The following is a 25,640-nucleotide window of genomic DNA, read 5'->3' on the forward strand; positions in this document are numbered from 1 at the left end:
TTCGATTATCCTTTTTGATTTGCGGCCTCTTCGATCGCATGCGGCAGGTAAAACTTATACATTTTATAGCCTCCCCAAACGCTGAATAGGCCAACAGAGATGAAAACGGCAGCGATGATATAAGTGGTGGTCGTGTGGAAGAGAAAAAGCTGATTGATTCCGAATAGTGCGACAAACGCACCAAGGGCAATGGAAGATTTCCCGGAAATCCACTTTTTCTCCATCGGCATTTTGGTGCGTACCGATTTAATTTTATAAAACAGATAGACCCCTAGTGAAAGAACAATCAAGGTGACAAGAATAGGCATCGTTTAAAATTCCCCCAATTTAACATATGTACCTTTTTATTGTAGCGGGAATTGAAATAGAATGCCACAGTAAACAAGATGAGTCTTCCTATTTCCCCAATTTTTTGATTAAATGAAATATATCATCTTTATTAGGCACGATACTACATATGTGGAGGGAGATCTATATGAAAGCTGAAATCTTAGCAGAAATAAAGCGTTATGATACTATCATTCTCCATCGTCATGTTCGTCCAGACCCGGACGCTTATGGTTCACAGGGGGGATTGGCAGAAATCCTGAAAGCATCTTTCCCTGAAAAGCGAATATTCACGGTTGGAAGAGAAGAACCATCATTGAATTACTTAAGAAGGCTCGATGAAATTTCGGATGAAACCTACCAAGGTGCTTTGGTCATCGTTTGTGATACCGCGAATACTGACCGGATTTGTGATGTACGGTATAAGACCGGGGATAAAGTGATTAAGATTGATCATCATCCGAATGAAGATCCATATGGAGATATGCGTTGGGTTGATACATCAGCAAGTTCCACTAGTGAAATGATTTATGATTTATACCAGTTTGGTAAAGAACAAGGCTTGAAGATGAGTGATGAAGCGGCGCGTCTTCTTTATGCAGGCATCGTTGGCGATACAGGACGTTTCCTATTCCAAAGTACGACTGAAAAGACATTTGCCTATGCTAGTGAATTGATTCACTATTCGTTTTCCCGCCCGCAGTTATATCAGGAGATGTATGATGTCAATGAAAGCATTGTCCGGTTGAATGGCTATGTATTGCAGCATTTCGAAATCCTCCCAAATGGAACGGGGAAAATGATCATAACGAAAGATATACTTGAAAAATTCCATGCCTCGACATCTGAGGCGTCTCAACTCGTTTCCTCGCTCGGTTCGATTAAAAATGTTAAATCATGGGTCTTTTTCATAGAAGAGGATAAAGAAATCCGTGTCCGATTCCGTTCTAAAGGTCCAATCATCAATACGATTGCCCGGAAATATAACGGCGGCGGCCATCCGCTTGCGGCAGGAGCTTCCATACACTCTTGGGATGAAGTGGATAATATCCTTGCTGATATGGAAGAGTTGAATAAAGCGGAATGAAAAACAGTAAATAGTTTTGTTGCATGATTTAAAGACCAAATCGTATATGATTTGGTCTTTAAATTTGGTGGAAAATTAAAAGGGCATTACCATATCGTCTACATTTAAGAAGTAGTCCTTTTCAGTTTGAGTTCAATGTTCATTTTTGTATAATACATGATTTCAACGACTTCAAGTTGATAACGCTTTTTATTGATGGTCACGATTTTATTTTCAATCGATTTTTTCAATAGCGACTTTCCGTTATATACGCTAACGACATCTTTGGCGAGAAGTGAGGAAAGGTCGTCCTCTATCACATCCTCTGCTTCGGCAATACTGAGCCGATCGAGGCTGTATTTTTCATTCGTAATGGTTACTTCAACTTCTTGAATTGTTAAGATCTCTTCGTTTTTCTGATTTAACTTTTTATAATCCTGCTCCCAAATGGAGATTTCTTCGTTTAGATCCTTAATCTCCTCTCTTTGTTCATGAAGGGTCCGGATCTGCTTTTCTTGCTGGACCCCATACATATAAAAGAAAATCACCCAGCTGAGCAATCCGCCTAGTGCAGCCCCGGCAAAAAAACGCTGCCAGGTGGGTGCCCGGTGATAAGGGGGAATCCTCATGATGAGATATGCTCCTGCGTGAACCAGTTGATGATCAGTGCTCCTGTCTGTGCACCGCCAAGTGCAGAAAGAATCAATAGGACCTGTTTGACGATATCCTTCGTTTCTCCGTGGAAAATACCGCGTTCGAAATTATAGACCATATCAAATGTACCCCCGATGGCAGCGACAATCGCCCAAATACGCAGGCTGTCCGATAGCCGGAACACAGTCGTCATCGGGGCTTGTCCCGTAAAAAAAGCGGCGAGGCCCCCAATTAACGAGCCGCCAAGCAAAACGCCAAGCGATATGAAAAAGCTGTTGAGAAAGGCTGGAACAAAGGCTTCATTCATGTATCATCATCCTTTTTAGCTTGATATTCTTCTATTCTATTTATATGGGACGTGCAGAGGTATTATGATAGTCGGCGGAAATCAGGGTGGGAAATTGCATTGGTAATGAGAACATATTTTCTTTTTTTGAAATAAACACTATAATGAAAAGAAACATGCCTTACAAAGGTGGGAGAAAAAACGTGTATACTCATCTCCATATTCAGAGCGGATACAGCCTGCTTACAAGTACGGTGAAGATCACTGAACTTGTGGCCAAAGCGAAAGCGGATGGCTGTACAAGTCTTGCCTTAACCGATCGAAATGTTATGTACGGTTCGGTCTATTTTTATAAAGAATGCAAGAGACAGGGAATAAAGCCGATCATCGGCATTCTTGCAGATGTCCTGGATGAACAGGAAAATGCACATGGACTTCTGTTATTAGCAAAAAATCTACAAGGATATCAAAACCTGCTTAAAATAAGCAGTGCCATAAAAACGAAATCTCCGTCAGGCATACCGATGAACTGGCTCAAAGCCTATTCCAAGGGATTGATAGCAATCACACCGGGAGCAGAGGGACAAATAGAACTGCTTTTGAGGGAAGAAAGGCCGGAGGAAGCCAAACAGGCAGCAAAGCGGTTCCAGCAGATTTTTGGGTCTGATAACTTTTATGTATCGATACAGAGACTGTCAATTGCGAATGAGGAGAAAGGGAACGAAGACATAAGTCTGTTGGCGAGAGATTTAGGGATAAAGACCGTAGCGACGAATCCGGTCTATTATTTAAACGAAACCGATGCACTCGCCCAAGAAGTGCTGCTGGCCATTGGAAATGGCGACAAGCTGGCGGATGAGGGGCACACGGTGCCTGAGTCCAACCAATTTTATTTAAAAAGCCGGGCTCAAATAGCAGAACTATTCCATGATAGACCTGATGCACTTGAAAATACGCTCCATATTGCCGCGCAATGCAATCTTGAAATTCCGTTTCATCTTTCCCTGCTGCCTAAGTACCCTACTGAAGCTGGCGTCACAGCTGAGGAAATGCTAGAAGCCGTCTGTTTCCAGGGATTAAAGAAAAGACTGTCAGAGCCATCGAGTCAATATGAAGAGCGCCTTCGGTATGAGTTGGATGTCATTGCCAAGATGAAATTCAGCGATTACTTTTTAATCGTTTGGGACTTCATGAAATTCGCTAAGGACAACCAAATCCTGACAGGGCCTGGAAGGGGATCTGCCGCCGGATCGATGGTCGCTTACGTCCTCTCGATAACGGATGTCGATCCAATCGAACATTCCCTGCTGTTCGAGCGTTTCCTGAATCCAGAAAGAGTCTCGATGCCGGATATCGATATTGATTTTCCTGATAACCGCCGTGAAGAAGTGATTGCCTATGTCGCGAAGAAATACGGGGAACTTCATGTAGCACAAATCATTACGTTCGGAACTTTAGCTGCCAAAGCTGCATTAAGGGACACAGGACGAGTTTTCGGCTTGAATTCAAAGGAACAGGAAGCTGTATCGAAAATGATTCCAAATCGTCTGGGCATCACCCTTCCTGAAGCGTTCAAGGAATCGAAAAGGCTGCGTGAATTCGTTAATGAGAGTGACTTGAATCAAAAACTTTTTCAAACGGCGTTATTGCTTGAAGGCCTGCCACGACATGCGTCGACACATGCCGCAGGCGTCGTCATCAGCGACCAGGCTTTGACTGATCATATCCCGATTACTAAAGGGCATGACGGCATCCATCTGACTCAATATCCAATGGACCTCCTAGAAGAACTTGGCCTTCTTAAAATGGATTTTCTCGGACTCCGGAATTTGACACTACTCGATAATATTTTAAAAAATATCCAAAAGGGAACTGGGAAAAAGCTGGACTTATCCCATATACCAATGGATGATCCCGAGACGTTAGCCCTTTTAGGGAGAGGGGAAACAACTGGAGTGTTTCAATTTGAATCTGATGGTATCAGAAAGGTTTTGATCAAGTTGAAACCGAACCGATTCGAGGATATCGTCGCAGTCAATGCCCTATATCGTCCGGGACCGATGGAAAACATACCATTGTTCATCGAACGAAAACATGGATTGGTCCCGATTGATTACTTGCACCAGGATTTGAAGGATATTCTTGAGCCTACATATGGAGTCATCGTTTATCAAGAACAAATCATGCAAATTGCCTCTCGGCTGGCTGGGTTTACACTTGGGGAGGCTGACCTGCTGCGGCGGGCCGTCTCGAAGAAGAAGAAGGATGTTCTCGATCAGGAGCGTCAGCATTTTGTGAGCGGGGCGTTGAAACAAGGATATTCCGAAAAAACGGCAGATGAGATTTATACCTTGATCGTCCGCTTTGCTAACTACGGATTCAACAGAAGCCATGCGGTCGCATATAGTTTCATTGCCTATCAGCTAGGTTACTTGAAAACCCACCATCCGGAATATTTCATGGCAGCCCTCATGACATCGGTGATTGGGAACGAGGAAAAGATTTCCCAATATATCCGTGAGGCAAAAAAGAAGGGGATAAACGTTCTGACCCCATCAATTAACCTGAGCGGCTACCCTTTTTTACCGGAAAAGGAAGGGATCCGCTTTAGCCTCGGAGCCATAAAAGGGATAGGCGGTACAGTTTTAAAAGAAATCTTTGCTGCCAGACGGCAAAAGAAATTCGTTGATTTATTCGATTTCTGTTTGCGGGTATCGGGGAAAATCGTAAATAGAAAAGTGTTGGAGGCGCTAGTGCATTCAGGTGCATTTGATGAATTCGGTGAAGACCGGGCCACATTGTTGGCTAGTTTGGACGTAGCGATTAGCCATACGGAACTGGTAAATCCAGACGATGATCTATTTGATATGTTTTCGGATGGCGAGTTTTCACTCAAACCGAAATACAACCGTGTCGAGCCAATTCCAATCGAACATAAACTGTTCTTGGAAAAAAGCGCTTTGGGCCTTTATTTATCGAATCATCCGGTGACAAGCTACAGGGAACTTTTTCAGTACTTTGGCTGTTTGACCATAGACGAAGCGACAAATAAAAAGGAGTCAAAAGTCTTACTAGGCGCATATATTACGTCTGTAAAAACGATAAGGACAAAAAAGGGCGATGTGATGGCCTTTTTGAGCGTCAGTGATGAAGAGGGGGACATTGAAGCCGTAGTTTTCCCCAATGTGTATAAAAACCATTCTGCAGATTTGAACCATGGACAACTCATTATGCTGCAGGGTACGTTGGAAGAACGGGATGGAAAAACCCAGCTCCTGATCAGGAACATCTACCCGCTTGAAAAAGTGAAGCAGATGAAAGAGGAAAGAAATGGAACTATTTTCCTGAAAATTGAAGCTGACAAGCAAACGAAGGACACGCTACAAAAAATAAAAAAAATTTTAATGCAGCATAGCGGCGAAGCGAAGGTCATGCTTTTTTACGAAAGGGAAAACCGCTATGTTCAGCTGTCTTATTGGGATTGGGTCAATCCAACAGACAGTCTGATTGCCTCATTAGGTAATGCTGTTGGAAAAGCGAATGTCGTTTATAAGAGAGAATAACTGTTTTACAACTTTAATAGATATGTTATATTGAGAACAGGCCGCTGTGGTCTGACCACTAGATTTCAGCATATAGTTTCGGGTTTACCAATTTGTTTAGGAGTGAAAATATGACATTAAGAGAAGAAGCATTACATATGCATCGCTTGAATCAAGGGAAATTAGAAACTGTTTCAAAAGTACAGGTTAGGAATGCCGAAGATTTAAGCCTAGCTTATTCTCCTGGTGTCGCAGAACCGTGTAAAGAAATTTACGATAAGCCAGAAACCGTATATGACTATACGATGAAGGGGAATACTGTCGCAGTAATTTCTGATGGAACTGCAGTGTTGGGACTTGGAAACATTGGCCCTGAAGCCGCTTTGCCAGTTATGGAAGGTAAAGCCGTATTATTTAAAAGCTTCGCAGGAGTAGACTCTTTTCCAATTTGTTTAAAAACGACGGATGTGGATAAAATTGTAGAGACCGTTAAATTACTCGAGCCAACATTCGGGGGAGTGAATTTAGAGGACATTGCCGCACCGAACTGTTTTGAAATTGAAGAAAGACTTAAGAAAGAAATGAATATTCCTGTTTTTCATGATGATCAGCACGGTACAGCAATTGTAACTGTTGCCGGTCTTGTAAATGCTTTACGTCTTGTGAATAAATCAATATCAGAAATTAAAGTGGTAGCAAATGGAGCCGGCGCTGCTGGAATTGCAATCATTAAATTGCTTTATAGCTATGGAGTTCGTGACATTATCATGTGTGACACGAAAGGTGCCATTTATGAGGGCCGTTCGTCAGGCATGAATGAAATAAAAGAACAAGTGGCGAAAGTGACTAATCGAAATAAGCTTTCAGGTCCTTTGGAATCGGTCATTCATGACGCGGATGTATTTATAGGTGTTTCAGCCGCAGGTGCGTTGACTAAAGAAATGGTTTCTACAATGAACCGGGATGCGATCATATTCGCGATGGCTAATCCAGATCCGGAAATCATGCCAGAGGAAGCGAAAGCAGCGGGTGCCAAGGTTGTTGGAACAGGCCGTTCGGATTTTCCGAACCAAGTGAATAACGTTCTTGCTTTCCCAGGAATTTTCCGTGGTGCCTTGGATGTACGTGCGACTCATATCAATGAAAAAATGAAAGTAGCTGCAGTACAGGCCATTGCCGGTTTAATAGAAGAAAATGAGTTAAATGAAGACTATGTTATTCCTGCTCCTTTTGATGCGAGAGTAGCTCCTGCCGTTGCAGCTGCAGTTGCCAAGGCAGCGATGGAAACGGGAGTGGCTAGAATTCATGTGGATCCTGAGGAAATTAAAGAAAAAACAAGGAAATTAGCGATCATTGGAAAAAGTGAGGAATAATTAATTTGGCAGAACGTACTTCTTCATCCAAAATTTATCTCGAAGTTGTTGAGAGCCTACGCAGCATGATTGAAGCGGACAGCCTCCTGCCGGGAGATAAAATCCCTTCAGAAAGGGAGTTATCGGATCGGTTGAATGTTGGTCGTTCCTCAGTCCGTGAAGCACTCCGTGCCTTAGAGTTATTAGGGTTAATTGAAACAAGGCGTGGTGAAGGGACGTTTATCAGGGATTTCCAGGAGCATAAGCTAGTCGAGCTTCTGGGAACCTTTTTTTTGCAAGACAAAAAGGTACAAGAAGATTTGGCTGAGACGAAAAGGTTGATTGAAATAGATTGTTTAAGGATCGTCGCCTTTTTTGCTACGGCTGAAGACATCAAACGATTAATTGCCTGGGTCAGAGCAGGTGAGTTTCGTGATGATGATTTCTTCTTAAGAATTGCCATATTGAACCGCAATCGATTGCTGGAAAGAATTTGGCGCATTATCAACAGCTACGCGAGAACATCAGAGATGGTACAAGGTAATGTAAGAAAAGAAGAATATCTGGCACTTCTTACATATTTGCTTGAACGGGATGAAGAAAAAGCCATCGAAACGTATCTTATTAGAATTAGAAATATGTCGAAGGACGAGTGACACCTTTTTACACGATACTAATTTTATTTCTGATATAGTTTGTACCAAGTATCATAAAAATAGATAATTGGTGGTAAAGGGAGGATTAAGCTTGCTTAAAGAGCTATTTGCGAAGTCTAAGAAGAAGTATGCAACGGTTCCTTTAGATCGGGAGAAACAAGATGTACCAGAAGGAATTATGACAAAATGTCCCGGCTGTAAAAAAATCATGTATACAAAAGAATTAGTGAAAAACAAGAAAGTCTGTCTGCATTGTGGGTTCCACCATTCGATGTCTTCCCATGAGCGTATCGAAAGTTTATTCGATGCCGGCAGTTTTAATGAATTTGATAAAGAAATGATTTCAGTTAATCCACTTGAATTTCCGGATTACTTGGATAAATTGGAAAAGGATAAAAAGAAAGCCAAAATTAATGAAGCAGTTGTTACAGGAGTCGCGAGCATCAATGGCTACCAAGTATCAACCGCCATCATGGATTCCAATTTTCGGATGGGAAGCATGGGCTCCGTTGTTGGGGAAAAAATCACCCGTGCCATTGAACGTGCAGGTGAATTGAAGATTCCGTTTATCATATTTACGGCATCAGGCGGCGCTCGGATGCAGGAAGGTGTTTTAAGCTTGATGCAGATGGCCAAGACAAGTGCTGCACTAAAGATGCTCAGCAACGAAGGCGGTCTGATCATTTCAATGATGACCCACCCTACCACAGGCGGGGTTTCGGCAAGTTTCGCATCACTTGGTGATATTAACCTTGCCGAACCTGGAGCCCTGATTGGCTTTGCGGGGCGAAGAATCATTGAACAGACGATTCATGAAGAGCTTCCTGAAGACTTCCAAACGGCTGAATTCTTGATGAAGCACGGCCAATTGGATGCGGTCGTTAAACGTACGGAATTGAAAGAAACCTTAACGACGATCCTTAAAATCCATGCCCCGGGGGGTGAATGGTAATGATATATGAATTAGAGTTCGAGCGTCCTGTTACGGACCTGAGAAATAAGATTAAAGAGCTGAAGGCAATTACGAAGGATGCTGAGGTAGATCTTACGGTTGAAATCGAAACGTTGGAAAAACGATTAGAGAAGCTGGAAGTGGATATTTATAACCATTTAAAACCGTGGGATCGTGTTCAGATTGCCCGGCATCCGGCCCGCCCGACGACGCTTGACTACATCCCGCTATTATTCAACGACTTCCTAGAGTTTCATGGTGATCGTTATTATGGGGATGATGAAGCGATCGTTGCTGGAATTGCGGAGTTTGATGGACGGGCTGTTACAGTCATCGGTCATCAAAGGGGTAAAGATACGAAGGAAAACATCCGTCGTAACTTTGGTATGCCCCATCCGGAAGGCTATCGAAAAGCTTTGCGCCTGATGAAACAGGCGGAAAAGTTCAATCGACCGATTATTTGTTTTATTGATACGAAGGGTGCTTTTCCTGGTAAAGCTGCTGAAGAGCGCGGACAAAGTGAAGCTATTGCGAAAAACCTTTTCGAAATGGCAGGGCTGAAAGTGCCGGTCATCAGTATTGTCATAGGTGAAGGCGGAAGCGGTGGTGCATTGGCACTTGGAGTTGGAGACCGAATTTTCATGCTTGAGAATTCAACATACTCGGTAATTTCTCCTGAAGGAGCTGCGGCCTTGCTGTGGAAGGATGCTTCGCAGGCTAAGAGGGCTGCGGAAACGATGAAAATCACGGCTCCTGACTTAAATCGCTTAGGTGTCATCGATGAGATCATTCCTGAAGTGAGAGGCGGCGCCCACAGGGATGCCAATTTACAGGCAGAAGCCATCAAGGAAATCCTGACACGTTCATTTAATGAACTATTGCCATTGAACAGTGATGAACTTATTAATCAGCGTTACATGAAATTCAAGAAAATCGGTGAATATGAATTTGAAAAGCAATCTGAGGGGAAACCTAAGGAAGTGGAACAGCATTCATAAACATTTAGCAATAGAAAAAACGTGGTGCCTTGGGCAACACGTTTTTTCAGCCTTTCATTGGAAGTATATGTATGCATTAATGGGAATCATAGAATACGTCTTGTGTGAAGTATGTAAACTTTTGCGCCATTTTACTTCAATTTCTGAAGAGAATCGGTTAGGCTTATAACATCAAGTGTGGCATAAGTGGGTAATTACTGCTTATTGAAGCTTGAAAAAGGGTACAATGATATAACGAAGGTATTGTGAGCTTAAAATCGATTAGTGCTGTAGAGAGGTGACTTTTATGAAAAGAATAGGTGTATTGACAAGTGGGGGAGATTCTCCAGGTATGAATGCAGCTGTCCGTGCGGTTGTCCGGAAAGCAATTTTTCATGAGATGGAGGTCTTCGGAATTTACCATGGCTACCAGGGTCTGATAAATGGCGATATAAGGCAGCTTGAATTAGGATCGGTCGGAGATATCATTCATCGCGGCGGTACAATGTTACATACGGCTCGTTGTCCGGAATTCAGGACAGAGGAAGGCCAGCTAAAAGCTATAGAACAACTTAATAATCATGGTATTGAGGGAATTGTCATAATAGGTGGCGATGGTTCATACAGAGGGGCGAAGGCTTTGACTGAAAGGGGTTACCCTTGTATCGGAGTTCCTGGGACCATTGATAATGACATACCGGGCACGGATTTTACCATAGGTTTTGATACCGCCTTAAATACAGTAATCGATGCGATCGACAAAATTCGGGATACCGCGACTTCTCATGAAAGAACTTATGTGGTTGAAGTAATGGGGAGAAATGCCGGCGATATTGCGCTTTGGGCCGGATTGGCTGGCGGGGCGGAAACGATTCTTTGTCCTGAATATGATTACGACATGGACGAGCTGATCGGGAAGTTGAACCGCGGACATGACCGTGGGAAAAAGCACAGCATCATCATAGTTGCTGAAGGTGTTGGAAGTGCTGTTGATGTCTCCAGGAAAATTGAGGAGAAAGCAGGAGTTGAAACACGTGTTACGGTTCTAGGCCATGTTCAGCGCGGTGGATCTCCTTCGGCAAATGACCGGGTATTGGCAAGTCGACTTGGAGCAAGAGGTGTGGAATTGCTGCTTGATGGAAAAGGGGGCAGGGCTGTAGGGATAGAACAAAATCGCCTTGTAGATTATGATATCATCGAAGCCCTTGCTAAACCTCATACAATTGACAAGAAAATGTATGATTTATCCTCGGAATTATCTATTTAATCTGTTAAGACCCATATTTGCTTTTTCAAGAATTATTTATTAAAAAGAAGAGACAAATAACCATACTACGCCCCTGACTTTTAAAAGGTGGGCAGGCGGCGAGTTTTCCTTAAAGGAGGATGACACCATGCGAAAAACCAAGATTGTTTGTACGATTGGCCCCGCAAGTGAAAGTATAGAAAAGCTGGTTGAATTAATAGAAGCGGGGATGAATGTAGCTCGGCTTAACTTTTCTCATGGCAATCATGAAGAACATGCCGCAAGAATCCGCAACATTAGAGAAGCTAGTGAAAAAGCAGGGAAACAGGTTGCTATCCTGTTGGATACAAAAGGACCTGAAATACGGACAAATAACATGGAGAATGATTCCATGGAGCTGGTAGCTGGCAATGAAGTCATTATTTCCATGAATGAAGTTTTGGGAACTCCCGAAAAATTCTCCATTACTTATGAAGGGCTTCTACATGATGTCCATGAAGGATCCAAAATCCTTTTGGATGATGGATTGATTGGACTTGAAGTGTTGAAGATAGATCAGGTCAGAAAAGAAATCCATACCAAAATATTGAACAGCGGCACACTGAAGAATAAAAAGGGCGTAAATGTGCCAGGTGTTTCGGTGAAACTGCCAGGCATAACGGAGAAGGACGAACAAGACATCCTGTTTGGAATCGAACAGGGTATTGACTTTGTGGCTGCTTCATTTGTACGCAGGGCTTCCGACGTGCTTGAAGTGCGTGAATTACTGCAGCAAAATCGAGCGGAACATATTCAAATCATTCCTAAAATTGAAAATCAAGAAGGTGTTGACCGACTTGATGAAATCTTGGAAGTTTCAGACGGCTTGATGGTAGCACGTGGAGATTTGGGTGTGGAAATTCCTGCAGAAGAAGTGCCGTTAGTCCAAAAACAAATGATCAAAAAATGTAACAATGCCGGGAAACCGGTCATAACGGCTACACAAATGCTCGATTCGATGCAACGTAACCCAAGGCCTACCCGTGCAGAAGCAAGTGACGTAGCCAATGCCATATTTGATGGAACGGATGCCATCATGCTTTCTGGTGAAACAGCTGCAGGAACCTATCCTGTCGAAGCTGTGCAAACTATGCATAACATTGCTTCACGTGCAGAAACCGCGCTTAATTATCGGGAAATATTATCAGTAAGAAGTAAACTGAACCGTTATAATGTAACGGATGCCATTGGTCAGTCCGTTGCTCACACTGCACTTAATCTAAATGCCGGTGCAATCATCACTCCTACCGAGAGTGGCCATACGGCAAGGATGATTTCCAAATACCGCCCTAAAGCACCGATCATTGCCGTTACATCCAATGATCATGTTTCAAGACGGCTTGCACTGGCTTGGGGCGTTTACCCGCAGATTGGTCCAAAAGCGACGACTACGGATGAAATGCTTCAAACTGCAATCGATGAAAGCTTGCATTCAGGCTTAGTTTCCCATGGAGATTTAGTCGTCATAACAGCCGGTGTGCCTGTAGGTGAAACAGGTACGACTAACTTGATGAAAATTCATGTGTTAGGTGAGGTTCTTTTGAAGGCTCAAGGAATCGGCAGGAAATCATCGAAAGGTGAAGTGGTTGTAGCCAAGAATGCCAAGGAAGCTTTGGAAAAAGTGAAGGAAGGCTCTGTATTGGTTACAATCGGTTCGGATCGCGATATGATGCCAGCGATTGAAAAGTGTGCCGCATTGATAACGGAAGAAGGCGGTTTAACAAGCCATGCAGCTGTTGTAGGGGTCACTTTGGGTATTCCTGTCATCGTCGGGGCGGAAAACGCGAGCAAAATATTCACGGATGGACAAAGAATAACGGTCGATGCCGGTCGTGGAATCATCTATGATGGCCATGCTAACGTTTTATAAAACGAATTTTTGGCTAAATTCCGGTCGAATGAGGTAAGATGGATGTACCGCACCAGAAATGGGCTGTGCAGGAGGAATGTAGATGAAATATTTTTTATTGTTTATCATTGCGATGCCGGTCGTTGAAATTATTGTCCTATTGCTGTCAGGCAATGTAATCGGTTTTTGGCCAACGCTGTTCCTGATTGTAGCCACTGGTTTAATCGGAGCCTATTTAGCTAAAAAGCAAGGGATGGAAACATGGAAAAAGGCACAGGAACAGATTCGTTATGGAATGATGCCTGGAAATGAAATCATTGATGGAATCTGTATCTTTATCGGAGCTGCACTGTTGTTGTCCCCTGGGCTCATCTCGGATATCATGGGATTGATCCTTGTGTTTCCGCCAACTCGGAACCTCCTTAAGCCGATTGTTATCCGTTTCATGATGAATAGGATGAATAAAGGAAAGGTCACCATCATTCGGCATAAATAGTAAAAGGCTGTCTAAAGCTTCAAGCTTTTAGACAGCCTTTTTGGTCTGTTACAGGAAAAAGCATCCAGGGTTTCACAATGGATGCTTTTTTGCATTTCACCAAAAATGGGAGGACGTTTTAATATGAATGGTTTCCCTCTGTTTCATCTTAAAAGTTCATGATAAAGGGTTGGGAATTGATAGTGAAGACAGAATTGTTAAATTATTTTCGGGGCGAAACGTTGATAAACCAGGCTTTTCTATGCTTAATATTCTTTTTTTTGAATTTTTTAGAAAAAACTGGTGACAAATTTATTCTGTGTGTTATATAATACAAACAGGAAATAAAACAACTGTATTATAACATGAATAGTTGGAAAGGATGTGGAGAGGCAACATGATTACGGAGGCAAAAGGCCTGCAAATTACTGGCACCATTAAACCAGGATATGAACAAATACTTACAACGGAAGCTCTTCAATTCATCGAAAGAATTGAACGGCATTTCGGTGAAAGAAGAAAAGAGCTTTTAGAACGGCGCAAATGCGTTCAAGAAGACCTGAACCAAGGCAAGCTGCCTGAATTCCTTGAAGAAACGAAGCATATTCGTGAAAGTGATTGGACCATTTCGCCCCTCCCGAATGACTTGCAAGATCGCAGGGTTGAAATCACCGGACCGGTTGATCGTAAGATGATCATTAATGCCATGAACTCAGGTGCCAATGTATTTATGGCTGACTTTGAAGACGCCAACTCGCCGACTTGGGAGAATTGCATGGATGGCCAACTGAATCTGCGCGATGCCATCCGGGGTACCATTTCCTTTAAAAATTCAAATGGAAAAGTATATGAATTGAATCAAAAAACAGCTGTTCTAAAGATAAGGCCCCGCGGCTGGCATTTAGAAGAAAAACATGTCCTTTTAGATGGACAGCCAATATCAGCCAGCATTTTTGACTTTGGCCTATACTTTTACCACAATGCAAAAGCATTGATCGAAAAACAAAGCGGTCCATACTTCTACTTACCAAAAATGGAAAGCCATCTGGAAGCTAGATTATGGAATGATATATTCGTATATGCACAGAACGATTTAAGAATCCCGCAAGGATCAATTAAGGCAACGGTCTTGATCGAAACGATTCTTGCCGCATTCGAAATGGACGAAATTCTATACGAGCTGAAAGAACATTCCGCAGGCCTGAATTGTGGCCGCTGGGATTATATCTTTAGCTTCCTGAAAAAATTCCGTCACTCGGATGATGTGATTTTCCCTGATAGGTTACAGGTCACGATGACTGTCCCGAACATGAGAGCGTATTCCTTATTGGCAATCAAAACATGCCACGCTCGGAATGCTCCGGCGATTGGTGGGATGGCAGCGCAAATCCCAGTGAAAAATGACCAGGCTAAAAATGATGAGGCATTTTCGAAGGTCCGTGCAGATAAAGAGCGCGAGGCGAGAGACGGTCACGATGGGACATGGGTTGCCCATCCAGGTATGGTAAGCACGGCAAAAGAGGTATTTGACCTACTAGTTCCAAAACCGAATCAAATATACCGAAAACGTGAAGATGTCCAAGTAACCGCACAAGAATTGCTGGAGGTGCCTAAAGGAACGATCACAGAGGCAGGATTAAGGACAAACATTAACGTAGGCATTCAATATATTGCCTCTTGGTTAAGTGGTAGAGGAGCAGCACCCATTAATAACCTGATGGAAGATGCAGCAACGGCCGAGATTTCAAGAGCTCAAGTCTGGCAATGGATCCGTCATCCAAAAGGGATTCTCGAAGATGGCAGAAAAATAACCGAAGAATTATTCCATCAGATCAAAGAGGAAGAATTGGCAGTCATTAAATCGGAAGTAGGAGAAGAAGCTTTCAAATCAGGAAAGTTCGAAGAGTCTACTAAACTATTCGAAGAATTGATTGAAGCAGATGAGTTTGCTGATTTCTTAACAAATCCGGCATACAAGCAATTATCTTAATATTTAGAATTTTAATATAAATTAGGAGGAAATTATAATGATGAATGAAAGAGCGCAACAATTACAACAAAGCTGGGAAAATGATTCACGGTGGACTGGCGTTAAACGTCCTTATACGGCTGAAGAAGTTATTAAATTAAGAGGTTCCATCGATATCGAGCATACATTGGCACGCCGTGGTTCTGAAAAACTATGGAATCTATTAAATACAGAGGATTTCATCAACGCATTAGGAGCATTGACTGGTAACCAGGCCATGCAACAAGTGAAAGCCGGTTTAAAAGCAATCTACCTAAGCGGCTGGCAAGTTGCGGCTGATGCTAACATCGCAGGACAAATGTACCCTGACCAAAGTTTATATCCGGCCAACTCCGTGCCGCAAGTGGTTAAACGCATTAATCAGACACTTCAACGTGCAGACCAAATAAGCTTTGCTGAAGGAAAAGATGATATCGATTGGTTTGCTCCAATCGTGGCGGATGCTGAAGCTGGTTTTGGTGGCTCCCTCAACGTCTTCGAATTAATGAAAGGCATGATCGAAGCAGGAGCGGCCGGCGTTCACTTTGAAGACCAACTTTCATCCGAGAAAAAATGTGGACACTTAGGCGGTAAAGTTCTTTTGCCAACCCAAACGGCAGTACGTAATTTAGTTTCCGCCCGATTGGCAGCGGACGTAATGGGTACACCGACCATCTTAATTGCTCGTACGGATGCTGATGCTGCAGATTTGATCACGGATGATATCGATCCGGTTGATGCACCATTCATCACTGGTGAAAGGACTCCAGAAGGATTCTACCGTACCAATGCAGGTCTTGACCAAGCGATTGCGCGCGGCCTTGCATATGCACCTTACGCTGACCTTATCTGGTGTGAGACTTCCGAACCTAACCTAGCTGATGCTCGCCGCTTTGCGGAAGCGATCCATGCAGAGTTCCCGGGTAAACTGCTTGCTTACAATTGTTCACCATCATTTAACTGGAAAGCGAAATTAAGTGATGAAGAAATTGCCGGCTACCAAGTTGAATTGGGTAAATTAGGTTACAAATTCCAATTCGTTACACTTGCAGGGTTCCACTCTTTGAACCATAGCATGTTCAATCTTGCTCTTGGTTATAAAGACCGCGGAATGGCTGCCTACTCAGAACTACAACAAGCAGAGTTCGCAAGTGAATCTGATGGTTATACGGCAACACGCCATCAACGCGAAGTGGGAACTGGTTATTTTGATGAAGTGGCACAAGTCGTTGCTGGTGGGACATCGTCCACAACAGCACTTGCAGGTTCTACTGAAACAGAACAATTCCAGACTTCAAAATAAGCATGAAACCATGAAAATCCGCCTCGAAACTGAGGCGGATTTTCATGTGATCGGGGGAATGCTATTTAGTGTAGAAAGGCAGCTGGATTCTTTTATGTGGTTTTCTTTGTATCCTGACCGATGATGAAGGACCAAATGGCCTTGAAGACATGTGCTCGCTGAAGTGTATTGAATATGACAAGTACGACAGGTCCTGCAATCAGCCCTAGGAAACCAATCAATTTGAAGCCGATGAACAAGGCGATGAGAGTGGCAAGCGGATCCAAACCGATACTGGAGGAAAGAACTTTTGGCTCTATTAACTGACGCTGGACAACAACGATTATGTAAAGCACGGACAAACCGATTGCGAGACTTGTATTTCCAGCGATGAATTCAAATATGATCCATGGAATGAAAATCGTGCCCGTCCCTAAATAGGGAATGATATCGACCAGGCCGCATATCAGTGCAATGGTAATTGAATAGTTCACACCTAAAATGAGAAAGCCGATCAATATCGTAACAGTCGTCAATGAAACAAGGGTGAATTGTGCCCGGATAAATCCGAATAAAGCCCGTTTTAAATCCCTGAATAAACGCTTGGCCCCCGAAAAAATCTTATCAGGCAACACCTTTCCGGTCATTCGGCCAAAGGTATCCCAATCTTTGCTTATGAAGAAAGTGCCCAGCAGGGTAAAAAGAAGCGCCGTTGCTGTAGTTGGAAACCATCCAATGATTGTGGGAATATTCTTCAAGAACGCTTGTATGAAGCCGCTTACTCCGGTAGTGATGGATTCACCGATATTTTGGATATTCTTGAGAACGGTGTCCTGCTGTCCGGTATCCAGATTATTGAACATGGCAGCGATTTGATTATATAAAGGGATGATGGTTGTCGCGATATATGATTCTATATAATCCACGATCGTTTCGATGTGTTCGGGTATGACTCCGGCGAGGTAATTGGTACCTGAAATGATCTCCGTAACCAGTAAGGTGATAAGCCCCGCAAATAAAAGGAAAATGAGTAAAAGGGAAACGAATACAGCCAACCCCCTCGGTAACCTTCCTTTCTTTTCAAAAAAAGTGACAAGAGGGTTCATCAAGAAAGCGATTATCATCGCAATGATGAATGGATATGTATATTTTGATAGATAAAACAAGGCAATTGCCCCTAAAATGATCCCTCCGATTACCAGTAAAGAACGAATGAAACGATACATATAAACTGGATTCAAGACAAATCCTCCTTCTATCATAAAGATTGTATTATAATTGTAACGATGATGGAAAAGAAAGGAAAGAATCTTTCGTCATACGGCTTGACTTTTTTCCGTAAATGAATTGGGGAATAAATAGATTTTCTCTCAGGATAGAGGGGGATTTATTATGCTAAAATAACAAAAAAGAGGAAAGAAGGCGAAGGGAGAAAATGATAAACGGTCCTGTCGTATTTTTAATTTTACTTGCAGCAATCGGTTGGTTTGGGAAAAATACGTCGCTGATCATGGCTGCAGGTTTTCTTTTAATCATGAAACTAATTGGTCTTGACGCTAAGGTTTTTCCTTATCTTGAAGCGAAAGGAATCAACCTGGGCGTGACGATCATTACGATTTCCGTACTCATACCGATAGCAAATGGGGCGATTGGTTTCAAGGAACTCGGAGATGCCATTAAATCTCCTTATGCCTGGATTGCGCTTGCATCCGGAATAGCGGTTGCACTCATAGCAAAAAATGGCATTACGCTCCTATCACATGATCCGCACATCACTACGGCTCTTGTATTTGGGACGATTCTTGCGGTTGCCTTATTCAAGGGTGTGGCAGTTGGTCCATTAATTGGGGCAGGAATTGCTTATTTATGCATGCAGATCTTCAATTTTTTTAAATGAAGGAAGTCGCAAAGGATAGAAGCGTTCGTCAGTATTGAAAATGTAAATTTTCTATTTAATGTTTCGTTTATTCTGCTTTGTGACAAATTTTCAAAAAAACGTTTTGAAACCCCCAAAAAAAAGCAAGAGAATATGTGGCTAGTTTTTCTAATAAAATAATAATTTTTTCACATTTTAAGTGCTTTTCATTCCCAAAAAAGTGTTTATTGTTTATAATAATCATGTAACTGCTCTGACTTATTAAAAATGGATTCCTGAATATCATCGATATTTTTGAGGAATCTTAAAGAAGATGTAGTTATTGAGCAAGCGCTCACTAGGAATGGCTACAAGCATTAATTTTTAGAATTCGTATTAAAGATTATCGTACATTTTACTATTGGTGGGGTCCTATTCTGTGAACGCTTCCAATACAAGATGTATGTCTTCGGCTAAAAAATAGATGGTTGTTTACAATAGCTAATTTCTTGGAAGCGCTATATTTATACGCAATGAGCAAGGGCATAGGGGAATACTTAGGAAAAGGAGAGATTTAGTATGACAGCAACAAAAGGTCTTGAAGGTGTGGTAGCAACAACTTCATCAGTTAGCTCCATTATCGATGACACATTAACATATGTGGGTTATGACATCGATGATTTGGCTGTAAACGCAACATTCGAGGAAGTAATCTATCTTTTATGGCATGGAGCACTTCCAAACAAAAGCCAATTAGCAGAATTAACTAAACAACTTGCTGAAAATGCTGAAATTCCAGCTGAAGTAGTTAATCATTTCAAAACATACCCGATCGACAAAGTACATCCAATGGGAGCTCTTCGTACAGCAGTTTCTCTTCTTGGTCTATATGATGAAGAAGCAGATGTAATGAGTGAAGATGCTAACTATCGTAAAGCAATCCGCATCCAAGCAAAAATTCCTACATTGGTAACAACTTTCGCTCGTACCCGTCAAGGTAAAGAAGCGATTGCACCACGTACAGATTTAAGCTTTGCTGCTAACTTCTTATATATGTTAAGCGGTAATGAACCAACTGCAATCGAAGAGGAAGCATTCAACAAAGCATTAGTTCTACATGCTGACCATGAATTGAACGCTTCTACATTCACTGCACGCGTTTGTGTGGCTACATTATCTGATATCTATTCTGGCGTGACTTCTGCCATCGGCGCTTTAAAAGGCCCACTTCACGGCGGAGCTAACGAACAAGTCATGAAAATGCTTACAGATATTGGTTCAGTGGAAAATGTTGAGCCTTATATCAACGAAAAATTAGCCAATAAAGAAAAAATCATGGGCTTTGGCCACCGTGTATACCGTAAAGGTGATCCACGTGCTAAACACCTTAAAGAAATGTCTCAAAAATTGACTGAGCTTACTGGACAGCCTCAATATTATGATATGTCCATTAAAATCCATGAAATCGTAACTGGTCAAAAAAATCTTCCGCCAAACGTTGATTTCTATTCTGCTTCCGTATACCACAGTTTAGGTATCGAGCATGACCTGTTTACACCAATCTTTGCTGTAAGCCGTGCTTCAGGCTGGATCGCTCATATCCTTGAGCAATATTCAAACAACCGTCTGATCCGTCCGCGTGCTGAGTATGTTGGACCAGGTATGCAGAAATACGTACCAATCGAAAAACGTTAATTAAAAGTTTTTCAAAATTTATTTTTATATTTCATCGAATTTGTAGTAAATTAATAGATGTGAGTAAAAAGGGTTAGTGGTTCTGCCTCACCTAATGGCAGACCAGCTAACCTTTGAATTTGAATCGGAGGTAAGAGACATGACACAAAGCCAAAAAATCACAGTTACTAACGGTGCTCTTAACGTACCAAACAACCCAATCGTTCCTTATATTGAGGGAGACGGAATCGGTCCTGATATCTGGGTTGCAGCTTCTCGCGTTTTAGACGCAGCAGTTGAAAAAGCTTACAATGGCGAAAAGAAAATCGAATGGAAAGAAGTTTTAGCTGGACAAAAAGCATTTGACCAAACGGGCGAATGGCTTCCACAAGAAACTCTTGATGTCATTAACGAATATCTAATCGCTATTAAAGGACCTCTTACAACTCCAATCGGCGGCGGTATCCGTTCATTGAACGTTGCATTGCGTCAAGTATTGGACTTATTCGTATGTCTTCGTCCAGTACGTTACTTTGAAGGTGTACCTTCACCGGTTAAACGTCCTGAAGACACTGACATGGTCATCTTCCGTGAAAACACTGAAGATATCTATGCTGGTATCGAATATGCAAAAGGTTCTGACCAAGCGAAGAAATTAATCGACTTCCTACAAAATGAATTCGGTGTTACAAACATCCGTTTCCCAGAAACTTCTGGTATCGGGATCAAACCGATCTCTGAAGAGGGAACGAAACGTCTTGTTCGCTCTGCACTTAACTATGCGATCAAAGAAGGCCGTAAATCATTAACGCTTGTTCATAAAGGTAACATCATGAAATTCACGGAAGGCGCGTTCAAAACTTGGGGTTATGAAGTTGCAGAACAAGAATTTGCCGATAAAGTGTTCACTTGGAACCAATATGACAAAATTAAAGATGCTGAAGGCACTGAAGCTGCTAACAAAGCACAATCAGCTGCTGAAGCTGAAGGCAAAATCATCGTTAAAGATTCCATTGCTGATATCTTCTTACAACAAATCCTGACTCGTCCTAAAGAGTTTGATGTTGTTGCAACAATGAACTTGAACGGAGATTACATTTCTGATGCATTAGCTGCACAAGTTGGCGGAATTGGTATCGCTCCAGGAGCAAACATCAACTACGAAACTGGACATGCTATCTTCGAAGCTACACACGGAACGGCTCCTAAATACGCTGGTCTTGATAAAGTTAACCCATCTTCAGTCCTTCTTTCAGGTGTGCTTTTACTTGAACACCTTGGCTGGAACGAAGCTGCAGACAGCATCACAAAATCAGTTGAACAAACAATCGCTTCTAAAGTTGTTACATACGACTTTGCCCGCCTGATGGATGGCGCAACAGAAGTTAAATGTTCTGAGTTCGCTGACGAGCTGATCAAAAACCTTAAATAATTGCTTATGATGCTTTCTGGAAAAGTGCCTGATCGGGCTTCTTTTCCAGGGGGCTTCTTATCTATTTATGAATGAAGACGTTAAAATAATTCCAAAATCATTTACTTAATTTGAGGAGGAAATAACATGTCTAATCGTAAAAAAATAACAGTAGTTGGTGCCGGGTTCACTGGTGCTACAGCAGCATTTCTAGCAGCTCAAAAAGAACTTGGTGATATCGTTTTAGTAGATATTCCACAAGCTGAAAACCCTACTAAAGGTAAAGCGCTTGATATGGCGGAAGCGGGTCCGGTTCAAGGTTTTGACGCTAACATCATCGGTACATCCGACTATGCCGATACAGCTGATTCTGACGTGGTAATCATCACTGCTGGTATTGCTCGTAAACCTGGTATGAGCCGTGACGACTTAGTTCAAACCAACCAAAAAGTTATGAAATCCGTAACTAAAGAATTGGTTAAATTTTCTCCAAATACAACAATCATCGTATTGACTAACCCAGTTGATGCAATGACTTATACTGTTTATAAAGAATCAGGTTTCCCAAAGGAACGCGTAATTGGACAATCAGGTGTTCTAGATACAGCTCGTTTCCGTACATTCGTAGCTCAAGAATTAAACTTGTCAGTTAAAGATGTAACAGGTTTCGTACTTGGCGGACACGGCGACGATATGGTTCCTCTAGTACGTTACTCATATGCAGGCGGAATTCCTTTGGAAACATTGATCCCAAAAGATCGTTTAGAAGCAATCGTAGCCCGTACTCGTACTGGCGGCGGAGAAATCGTAAATCTTCTTGGAAACGGAAGCGCATATTATGCACCTGCTGCAGCTCTAGTGGAAATGGCAGAAGCGATCCTTAAAGACCAACGTCGGGTTCTTCCATCCATCGCTTATCTTGAAGGCGAATACGGATTCGAAGGAATCTACCTTGGAGTGCCAACTGTACTAGGAGCAAACGGTATTGAACAAATCATCGAACTAGAATTGACTGAAGCTGAAAAAGAAGCACTTTCTAAATCAGTTGAATCAGTTAAAGCAGTAATGCAAGTTCTTCAATAAGTGCTCTTGAAAACTGCCCGGAATAATGGAAGGGAGGCTAAGGCCTTCTACCATCTTCGGGCAGTTTTTTTTATCCGATTTTAAAGGCGGCTGGGACAATTCGTACTTATAAGCACCTGCTGACTATAGGAATACATTCAATGTGTTTTTTTTATGTGTAATTTTCCTATAATATTCTTTATAATGGAATTGGATGAGTAGACTAAAAAAATAGTCTATGGGGTAATACGCAATTCAGGAGGATCTAATGTCAAAGAAAATTCTCGTAGTGGATGATGAACAATCAATAGTTACCTTACTTCAGTACAATTTAGAACAAGCAGGCTATTCGGTAATCACGGCCTTAGATGGAGAACAAGGGCTGCAGGCTGCTGTGGATATACGCCCGGATTTAGTCGTATTGGATTTGATGTTGCCTAAAATGGATGGTCTTGAAGTATGTAAACAACTTCGCCAGCAAAAGATCAATATACCGATCTTGATGCTGACAGCTAAGGATGATGAATTTGACAAAGTGCTGGGGCTAGAACTGGGGGCGGATGATTATTTAACCAAACCATTTAGTCCGCGGGAGGTAACAGCCCGGATCAAGGCCATATTAAGAAGATCTCAGTTACAATCCAATGGCAGTGAGACGAGTCATGATCAGGAAGATGGTCTCTTGAAATTAGGGGACTTGAAAGTATTCCCGGATCGATACGAAGCATTCTTTGAGGAACAGCAATTAGAATTGACTCCAAAGGAATTTGAATTACTTTTACATTTGGCTAAGAATAAAGGAAGAGTATTAACTAGGGACCAACTGCTAAGTTCAGTATGGAATTATGATTTCGCGGGAGATTCGCGAATTGTCGATGTGCATATTAGCCATCTTCGTGAAAAAATAGAGAAGGATACAAAAAAACCTCTTTACATCAAAACGATCAGGGGATTGGGTTATAAGCTTGAGGAGCCTAAAAAAGAATGACGACCTATCGTAAAAAGCTCTTATACACCCTCATCATGCTGGTGATGGTCGTCCTGATGGCCGTGGGCTTTTTATTAGGACATTTGTTCAAAAGCTATTATATAAAAACATTCAATGAACGTATACAGAACGAAACATTTTTCATTTCTACATATATACAAGAACATGGTGGAATCGTATCCTTTTTGGAGGAAGGGAAAACGGCAAAACTGACACCCCTTTTAGATTCAAACTTAACCATTCTTTCCACGAGTGGGGAGATATTATATGATTCTACATCATCTAATGAAATACTTAAAAACCATGCAAAGGTCCTTCGTAAAATAACTTTGGAAAAAGGGCTTAAGCGTGGAGAAGGGTATGAAGTGGTTGAAGGGGAATCGGACCACCATTATTATTGGAAGACGGTTGAAAAGGACGGAGAGATAGAAGGATTTGTCGTTCATAGCAACGAAATTGAGGCCCTCAATCAAGTGAATAAGCAAATGTGGCAAATATTGATCATTTGTTTAGGGGTTGCCTTGATCATCATTCTCATGCTTGCGAGTAAAATCACTTCATATTATACCCGGCCTATCGAGGAAGCGACGATGGCAGCCATTGAACTGGCAAAAGGGAATTATGGAACGCGGACATATGAGCGGAATTCCGATGAAACGGGAATGCTGACAACTTCTTTGAACATTTTGGCGAGGAATTTACAAGAAACAGAGATGGCGAGAGAAATGAATCAGGATCGTCTGGAAGCACTTGTTGAAAATATCGGAAGTGGTGTCTTGTTAATAGACAGTAAAGGGTATACAACCTTGATCAACCGGGAATTCAAAAAAATATTCCATGTAAACGCCAGTACGTTTTTGTTTCAAGAATATTACTCGGTCATTAAAGATCAGGAAGTGATTTCCATCATCGAAGAGATTTTTCGAACGGAAAAAACGATAAAACGTCAAGTGAAGATATCACTTGCTATAGAACGGAAGCATTTTGAGATTTACGGGGCACCGATTATCGGAAATCATGATGAATGGAAGGGGATCCTGCTCATATTCCATGATATCACCGAATTGAAAAAGCTCGAGCAAATGCGTAAGGATTTCGTTGCCAATGTTTCCCATGAGTTGAGAACCCCGATTACGTCTATCAAAGGCTTTTCAGAAACATTGTTAGATGGGGCTTTAAAAGACGAAGAGACCTTGAAGCACTTTTTATCGATCATCTTGAAAGAAAGTGATCGGCTGCAAGAACTCATTCAGGAGCTTCTGAATTTATCAAAAATGGAGCAGCAGGAGTTCGTTTTGAAAGCAGGCGTCGTGGATATTTCGAGAGTCCTTGGAGAAATACAAGAGATGCTTATAGGGAAGATGAAGAATAAAGAAGTCTCCCTTGAAATTAAAGCAACAAAAAATCCGGTATTTATTGAAGGGGATTCGGACAGGATCAAACAAGTTTTCATTAATTTGATAACGAACGCAATGACCTATACACCAAATGGTGGAAGGGTCACCGTGAATGTCATGGAAAATGAACAGACCGTGGATATTGCCGTCCAAGATAGCGGGATCGGCATCGAAGAAAAAGAACTGCCGAGGATCTTTGAACGGTTTTACAGGATCGATAAGGCAAGGAGCCGTGATTCGGGTGGAACTGGCATTGGTCTGGCGATCGTCAAGCATATAATAGAAGTCCATAAAGGTAAAATCAAAGTGGAAAGCACACCAGGCACGGGGACGACTTTTACAGTCACGCTAAATAAAAGTTTAAAGGGAAAAATGTAGCATGACCGTGAATTTACATTTCCTTTACAATTTCTTAAAACAGTCTTCATAATGCAGGGGTACAATGATTGCACAACCCCTCATCCAAGGAGTTAAACAATGACAGAGACACTAAGTCTCTGTCTTTTAATTTTGGAATTTTATCTATACCTCTGGGAATCATT

At 42.0% G+C, this 25,640-nt stretch carries 21 protein-coding genes; 17 read left to right on the forward strand and 4 right to left on the reverse strand.

Features of this window, described 5'->3' with window-relative positions; all coding sequences use genetic code 11:
• Positions 1–5 precede the first annotated feature (5 nt).
• Positions 6–308: a YtpI family protein gene (locus LQ203_RS00670; RefSeq protein WP_230154697.1), complete on the reverse strand. Its 303-nt coding sequence runs from the start codon at positions 306–308 to the stop codon at positions 6–8.
• A 167-nt stretch (positions 309–475) separates the two neighbouring features.
• Between LQ203_RS00670 and LQ203_RS00675 the strand changes: the two genes are divergently transcribed.
• Positions 476–1,414, forward strand: a complete 939-nt coding sequence (locus LQ203_RS00675; RefSeq protein ID WP_230154700.1) for a bifunctional oligoribonuclease/PAP phosphatase NrnA — start codon at positions 476–478, stop codon at positions 1,412–1,414.
• Positions 1,415–1,518: 104 nt separating this feature from the next.
• Here the strand turns inward: LQ203_RS00675 and ytrI are convergent, their stop codons facing one another.
• Complete coding sequence (ytrI, locus tag LQ203_RS00680) at positions 1,519–2,022, reverse strand: sporulation membrane protein YtrI (protein ID WP_230154702.1); 504 nt, start codon at positions 2,020–2,022, stop codon at positions 1,519–1,521.
• Entirely contained in the window at positions 2,019–2,354 is a 336-nt protein-coding gene (locus LQ203_RS00685) for a YtrH family sporulation protein (protein ID WP_230154703.1), read from the reverse strand. Before LQ203_RS00685 ends, ytrI begins: the two co-directional genes overlap by 4 nt.
• Positions 2,355–2,536: 182 nt before the next feature.
• Here LQ203_RS00685 and dnaE point away from each other — a divergent pair, with 182 nt between their 5' ends.
• The 10 genes from dnaE to aceA all read left to right on the forward strand — a co-directional run bounded on the left by dnaE (position 2,537) and on the right by aceA (position 16,732).
• Positions 2,537–5,896 (forward strand): DNA polymerase III subunit alpha, encoded by a 3,360-nt coding sequence (dnaE, locus tag LQ203_RS00690; RefSeq protein ID WP_356713557.1) that lies wholly within the window; start codon positions 2,537–2,539, stop codon positions 5,894–5,896.
• 110 nt (positions 5,897–6,006) lie between these two features.
• On the forward strand, positions 6,007–7,248 hold the full coding sequence (locus LQ203_RS00695; protein ID WP_230154705.1) for a malic enzyme-like NAD(P)-binding protein: 1,242 nt from the start codon (positions 6,007–6,009) through the stop codon (positions 7,246–7,248).
• A gap of 5 nt (positions 7,249–7,253) precedes the next feature.
• Positions 7,254–7,883 carry a GntR family transcriptional regulator gene (locus LQ203_RS00700; protein WP_290370499.1) on the forward strand — a complete coding sequence of 210 codons (630 nt, stop codon included), beginning with the start codon at positions 7,254–7,256 and terminating at the stop codon, positions 7,881–7,883.
• Positions 7,884–7,974: 91 nt separating this feature from the next.
• On the forward strand, positions 7,975–8,835 hold the full coding sequence (gene accD / locus LQ203_RS00705) for an acetyl-CoA carboxylase, carboxyltransferase subunit beta (RefSeq protein WP_230154707.1): 861 nt from the start codon (positions 7,975–7,977) through the stop codon (positions 8,833–8,835).
• Entirely contained in the window at positions 8,835–9,833 is a 999-nt protein-coding gene (gene accA, locus LQ203_RS00710) for an acetyl-CoA carboxylase carboxyl transferase subunit alpha (RefSeq protein WP_230154709.1), read from the forward strand. The genes accD and accA overlap by 1 nt, the downstream gene beginning before the upstream one ends.
• Before the next feature lie 286 nt (positions 9,834–10,119).
• Positions 10,120–11,079 carry a 6-phosphofructokinase gene (gene pfkA, locus LQ203_RS00715; RefSeq protein WP_230154712.1) on the forward strand — a complete coding sequence of 320 codons (960 nt, stop codon included), beginning with the start codon at positions 10,120–10,122 and terminating at the stop codon, positions 11,077–11,079.
• A 127-nt stretch (positions 11,080–11,206) separates the two neighbouring features.
• Positions 11,207–12,967: a pyruvate kinase gene (pyk, locus tag LQ203_RS00720; RefSeq protein WP_230154714.1), complete on the forward strand. Its 1,761-nt coding sequence runs from the start codon at positions 11,207–11,209 to the stop codon at positions 12,965–12,967.
• 82 nt (positions 12,968–13,049) lie between these two features.
• Complete coding sequence (locus tag LQ203_RS00725; protein ID WP_230154723.1) at positions 13,050–13,442, forward strand: FxsA family protein; 393 nt, start codon at positions 13,050–13,052, stop codon at positions 13,440–13,442.
• A 376-nt stretch (positions 13,443–13,818) separates the two neighbouring features.
• Positions 13,819–15,411: a malate synthase A gene (aceB, locus tag LQ203_RS00730; protein WP_230154725.1), complete on the forward strand. Its 1,593-nt coding sequence runs from the start codon at positions 13,819–13,821 to the stop codon at positions 15,409–15,411.
• 37 nt (positions 15,412–15,448) lie between these two features.
• A complete protein-coding gene (aceA, locus tag LQ203_RS00735) occupies positions 15,449–16,732 on the forward strand; it encodes an isocitrate lyase (RefSeq protein ID WP_230154728.1) in 1,284 nt (427 codons plus the stop codon).
• A 92-nt stretch (positions 16,733–16,824) separates the two neighbouring features.
• On the opposite strand, the gene ytvI is transcribed toward aceA, so the two are convergent.
• Complete coding sequence (ytvI, locus tag LQ203_RS00740; protein WP_230154730.1) at positions 16,825–17,952, reverse strand: sporulation integral membrane protein YtvI; 1,128 nt, start codon at positions 17,950–17,952, stop codon at positions 16,825–16,827.
• A 194-nt stretch (positions 17,953–18,146) separates the two neighbouring features.
• Between ytvI and LQ203_RS00745 the strand changes: the two genes are divergently transcribed.
• From LQ203_RS00745 to pnpS, 6 genes are all read left to right on the forward strand, one after another.
• Complete coding sequence (locus LQ203_RS00745) at positions 18,147–18,608, forward strand: DUF441 domain-containing protein (protein ID WP_101222907.1); 462 nt, start codon at positions 18,147–18,149, stop codon at positions 18,606–18,608.
• A 537-nt stretch (positions 18,609–19,145) separates the two neighbouring features.
• Complete coding sequence (citZ, locus tag LQ203_RS00750) at positions 19,146–20,261, forward strand: citrate synthase (RefSeq protein WP_144526561.1); 1,116 nt, start codon at positions 19,146–19,148, stop codon at positions 20,259–20,261.
• Positions 20,262–20,355: 94 nt separating this feature from the next.
• On the forward strand, positions 20,356–21,672 hold the full coding sequence (gene icd, locus LQ203_RS00755; RefSeq protein WP_290370500.1) for an NADP-dependent isocitrate dehydrogenase: 1,317 nt from the start codon (positions 20,356–20,358) through the stop codon (positions 21,670–21,672).
• 126 nt (positions 21,673–21,798) lie between these two features.
• Positions 21,799–22,734, forward strand: coding sequence for a malate dehydrogenase (gene mdh / locus LQ203_RS00760; protein ID WP_230154732.1), 936 nt, complete (start codon positions 21,799–21,801; stop codon positions 22,732–22,734).
• A gap of 247 nt (positions 22,735–22,981) precedes the next feature.
• A complete protein-coding gene (locus LQ203_RS00765) occupies positions 22,982–23,701 on the forward strand; it encodes a response regulator transcription factor (protein WP_230154736.1) in 720 nt (239 codons plus the stop codon).
• The gene (gene pnpS, locus LQ203_RS00770) at positions 23,698–25,476 is read left to right on the forward strand and encodes a two-component system histidine kinase PnpS (protein ID WP_230154738.1); all 1,779 of its coding nucleotides are present in this window, start codon (positions 23,698–23,700) and stop codon (positions 25,474–25,476) included. Before LQ203_RS00765 ends, pnpS begins: the two co-directional genes overlap by 4 nt.
• The last annotated feature ends 164 nt before the right edge of the window (positions 25,477–25,640 follow it).

Source organism: Peribacillus sp. Bi96 (assembly GCF_918698115.1).
Taxonomy (GTDB): domain Bacteria; phylum Bacillota; class Bacilli; order Bacillales; family DSM-1321; genus Peribacillus.

Excerpts from the sequence above, each read along its gene's own strand:
- LQ203_RS00725 (WP_230154723.1), top strand. The coding sequence starts at position 13,050 with ATGAAATATTTTTTATTGTTTATCATTGCGATGCCGGTCGTTGAAATT.
- pnpS (WP_230154738.1), top strand. The coding sequence starts at position 23,698 with ATGACGACCTATCGTAAAAAGCTCTTATACACCCTCATCATGCTGGTG.
- ytrI (WP_230154702.1), bottom strand. The coding sequence starts at position 2,022 with ATGAGGATTCCCCCTTATCACCGGGCACCCACCTGGCAGCGTTTTTTT.
- aceB (WP_230154725.1), top strand. The coding sequence starts at position 13,819 with ATGATTACGGAGGCAAAAGGCCTGCAAATTACTGGCACCATTAAACCA.
- accA (WP_230154709.1), top strand. The coding sequence starts at position 8,835 with ATGATATATGAATTAGAGTTCGAGCGTCCTGTTACGGACCTGAGAAAT.
- pfkA (WP_230154712.1), top strand. The coding sequence starts at position 10,120 with ATGAAAAGAATAGGTGTATTGACAAGTGGGGGAGATTCTCCAGGTATG.
- LQ203_RS00695 (WP_230154705.1), top strand. The coding sequence starts at position 6,007 with ATGACATTAAGAGAAGAAGCATTACATATGCATCGCTTGAATCAAGGG.
- icd (WP_290370500.1), top strand. The coding sequence starts at position 20,356 with ATGGCAGACCAGCTAACCTTTGAATTTGAATCGGAGGTAAGAGACATG.
- LQ203_RS00685 (WP_230154703.1), bottom strand. The coding sequence starts at position 2,354 with ATGAATGAAGCCTTTGTTCCAGCCTTTCTCAACAGCTTTTTCATATCG.
- aceA (WP_230154728.1), top strand. The coding sequence starts at position 15,449 with ATGATGAATGAAAGAGCGCAACAATTACAACAAAGCTGGGAAAATGAT.
- citZ (WP_144526561.1), top strand. The coding sequence starts at position 19,146 with ATGACAGCAACAAAAGGTCTTGAAGGTGTGGTAGCAACAACTTCATCA.
- LQ203_RS00765 (WP_230154736.1), top strand. The coding sequence starts at position 22,982 with ATGTCAAAGAAAATTCTCGTAGTGGATGATGAACAATCAATAGTTACC.
- LQ203_RS00670 (WP_230154697.1), bottom strand. The coding sequence starts at position 308 with ATGCCTATTCTTGTCACCTTGATTGTTCTTTCACTAGGGGTCTATCTG.
- mdh (WP_230154732.1), top strand. The coding sequence starts at position 21,799 with ATGTCTAATCGTAAAAAAATAACAGTAGTTGGTGCCGGGTTCACTGGT.
- LQ203_RS00745 (WP_101222907.1), top strand. The coding sequence starts at position 18,147 with ATGATAAACGGTCCTGTCGTATTTTTAATTTTACTTGCAGCAATCGGT.
- LQ203_RS00675 (WP_230154700.1), top strand. The coding sequence starts at position 476 with ATGAAAGCTGAAATCTTAGCAGAAATAAAGCGTTATGATACTATCATT.
- pyk (WP_230154714.1), top strand. The coding sequence starts at position 11,207 with ATGCGAAAAACCAAGATTGTTTGTACGATTGGCCCCGCAAGTGAAAGT.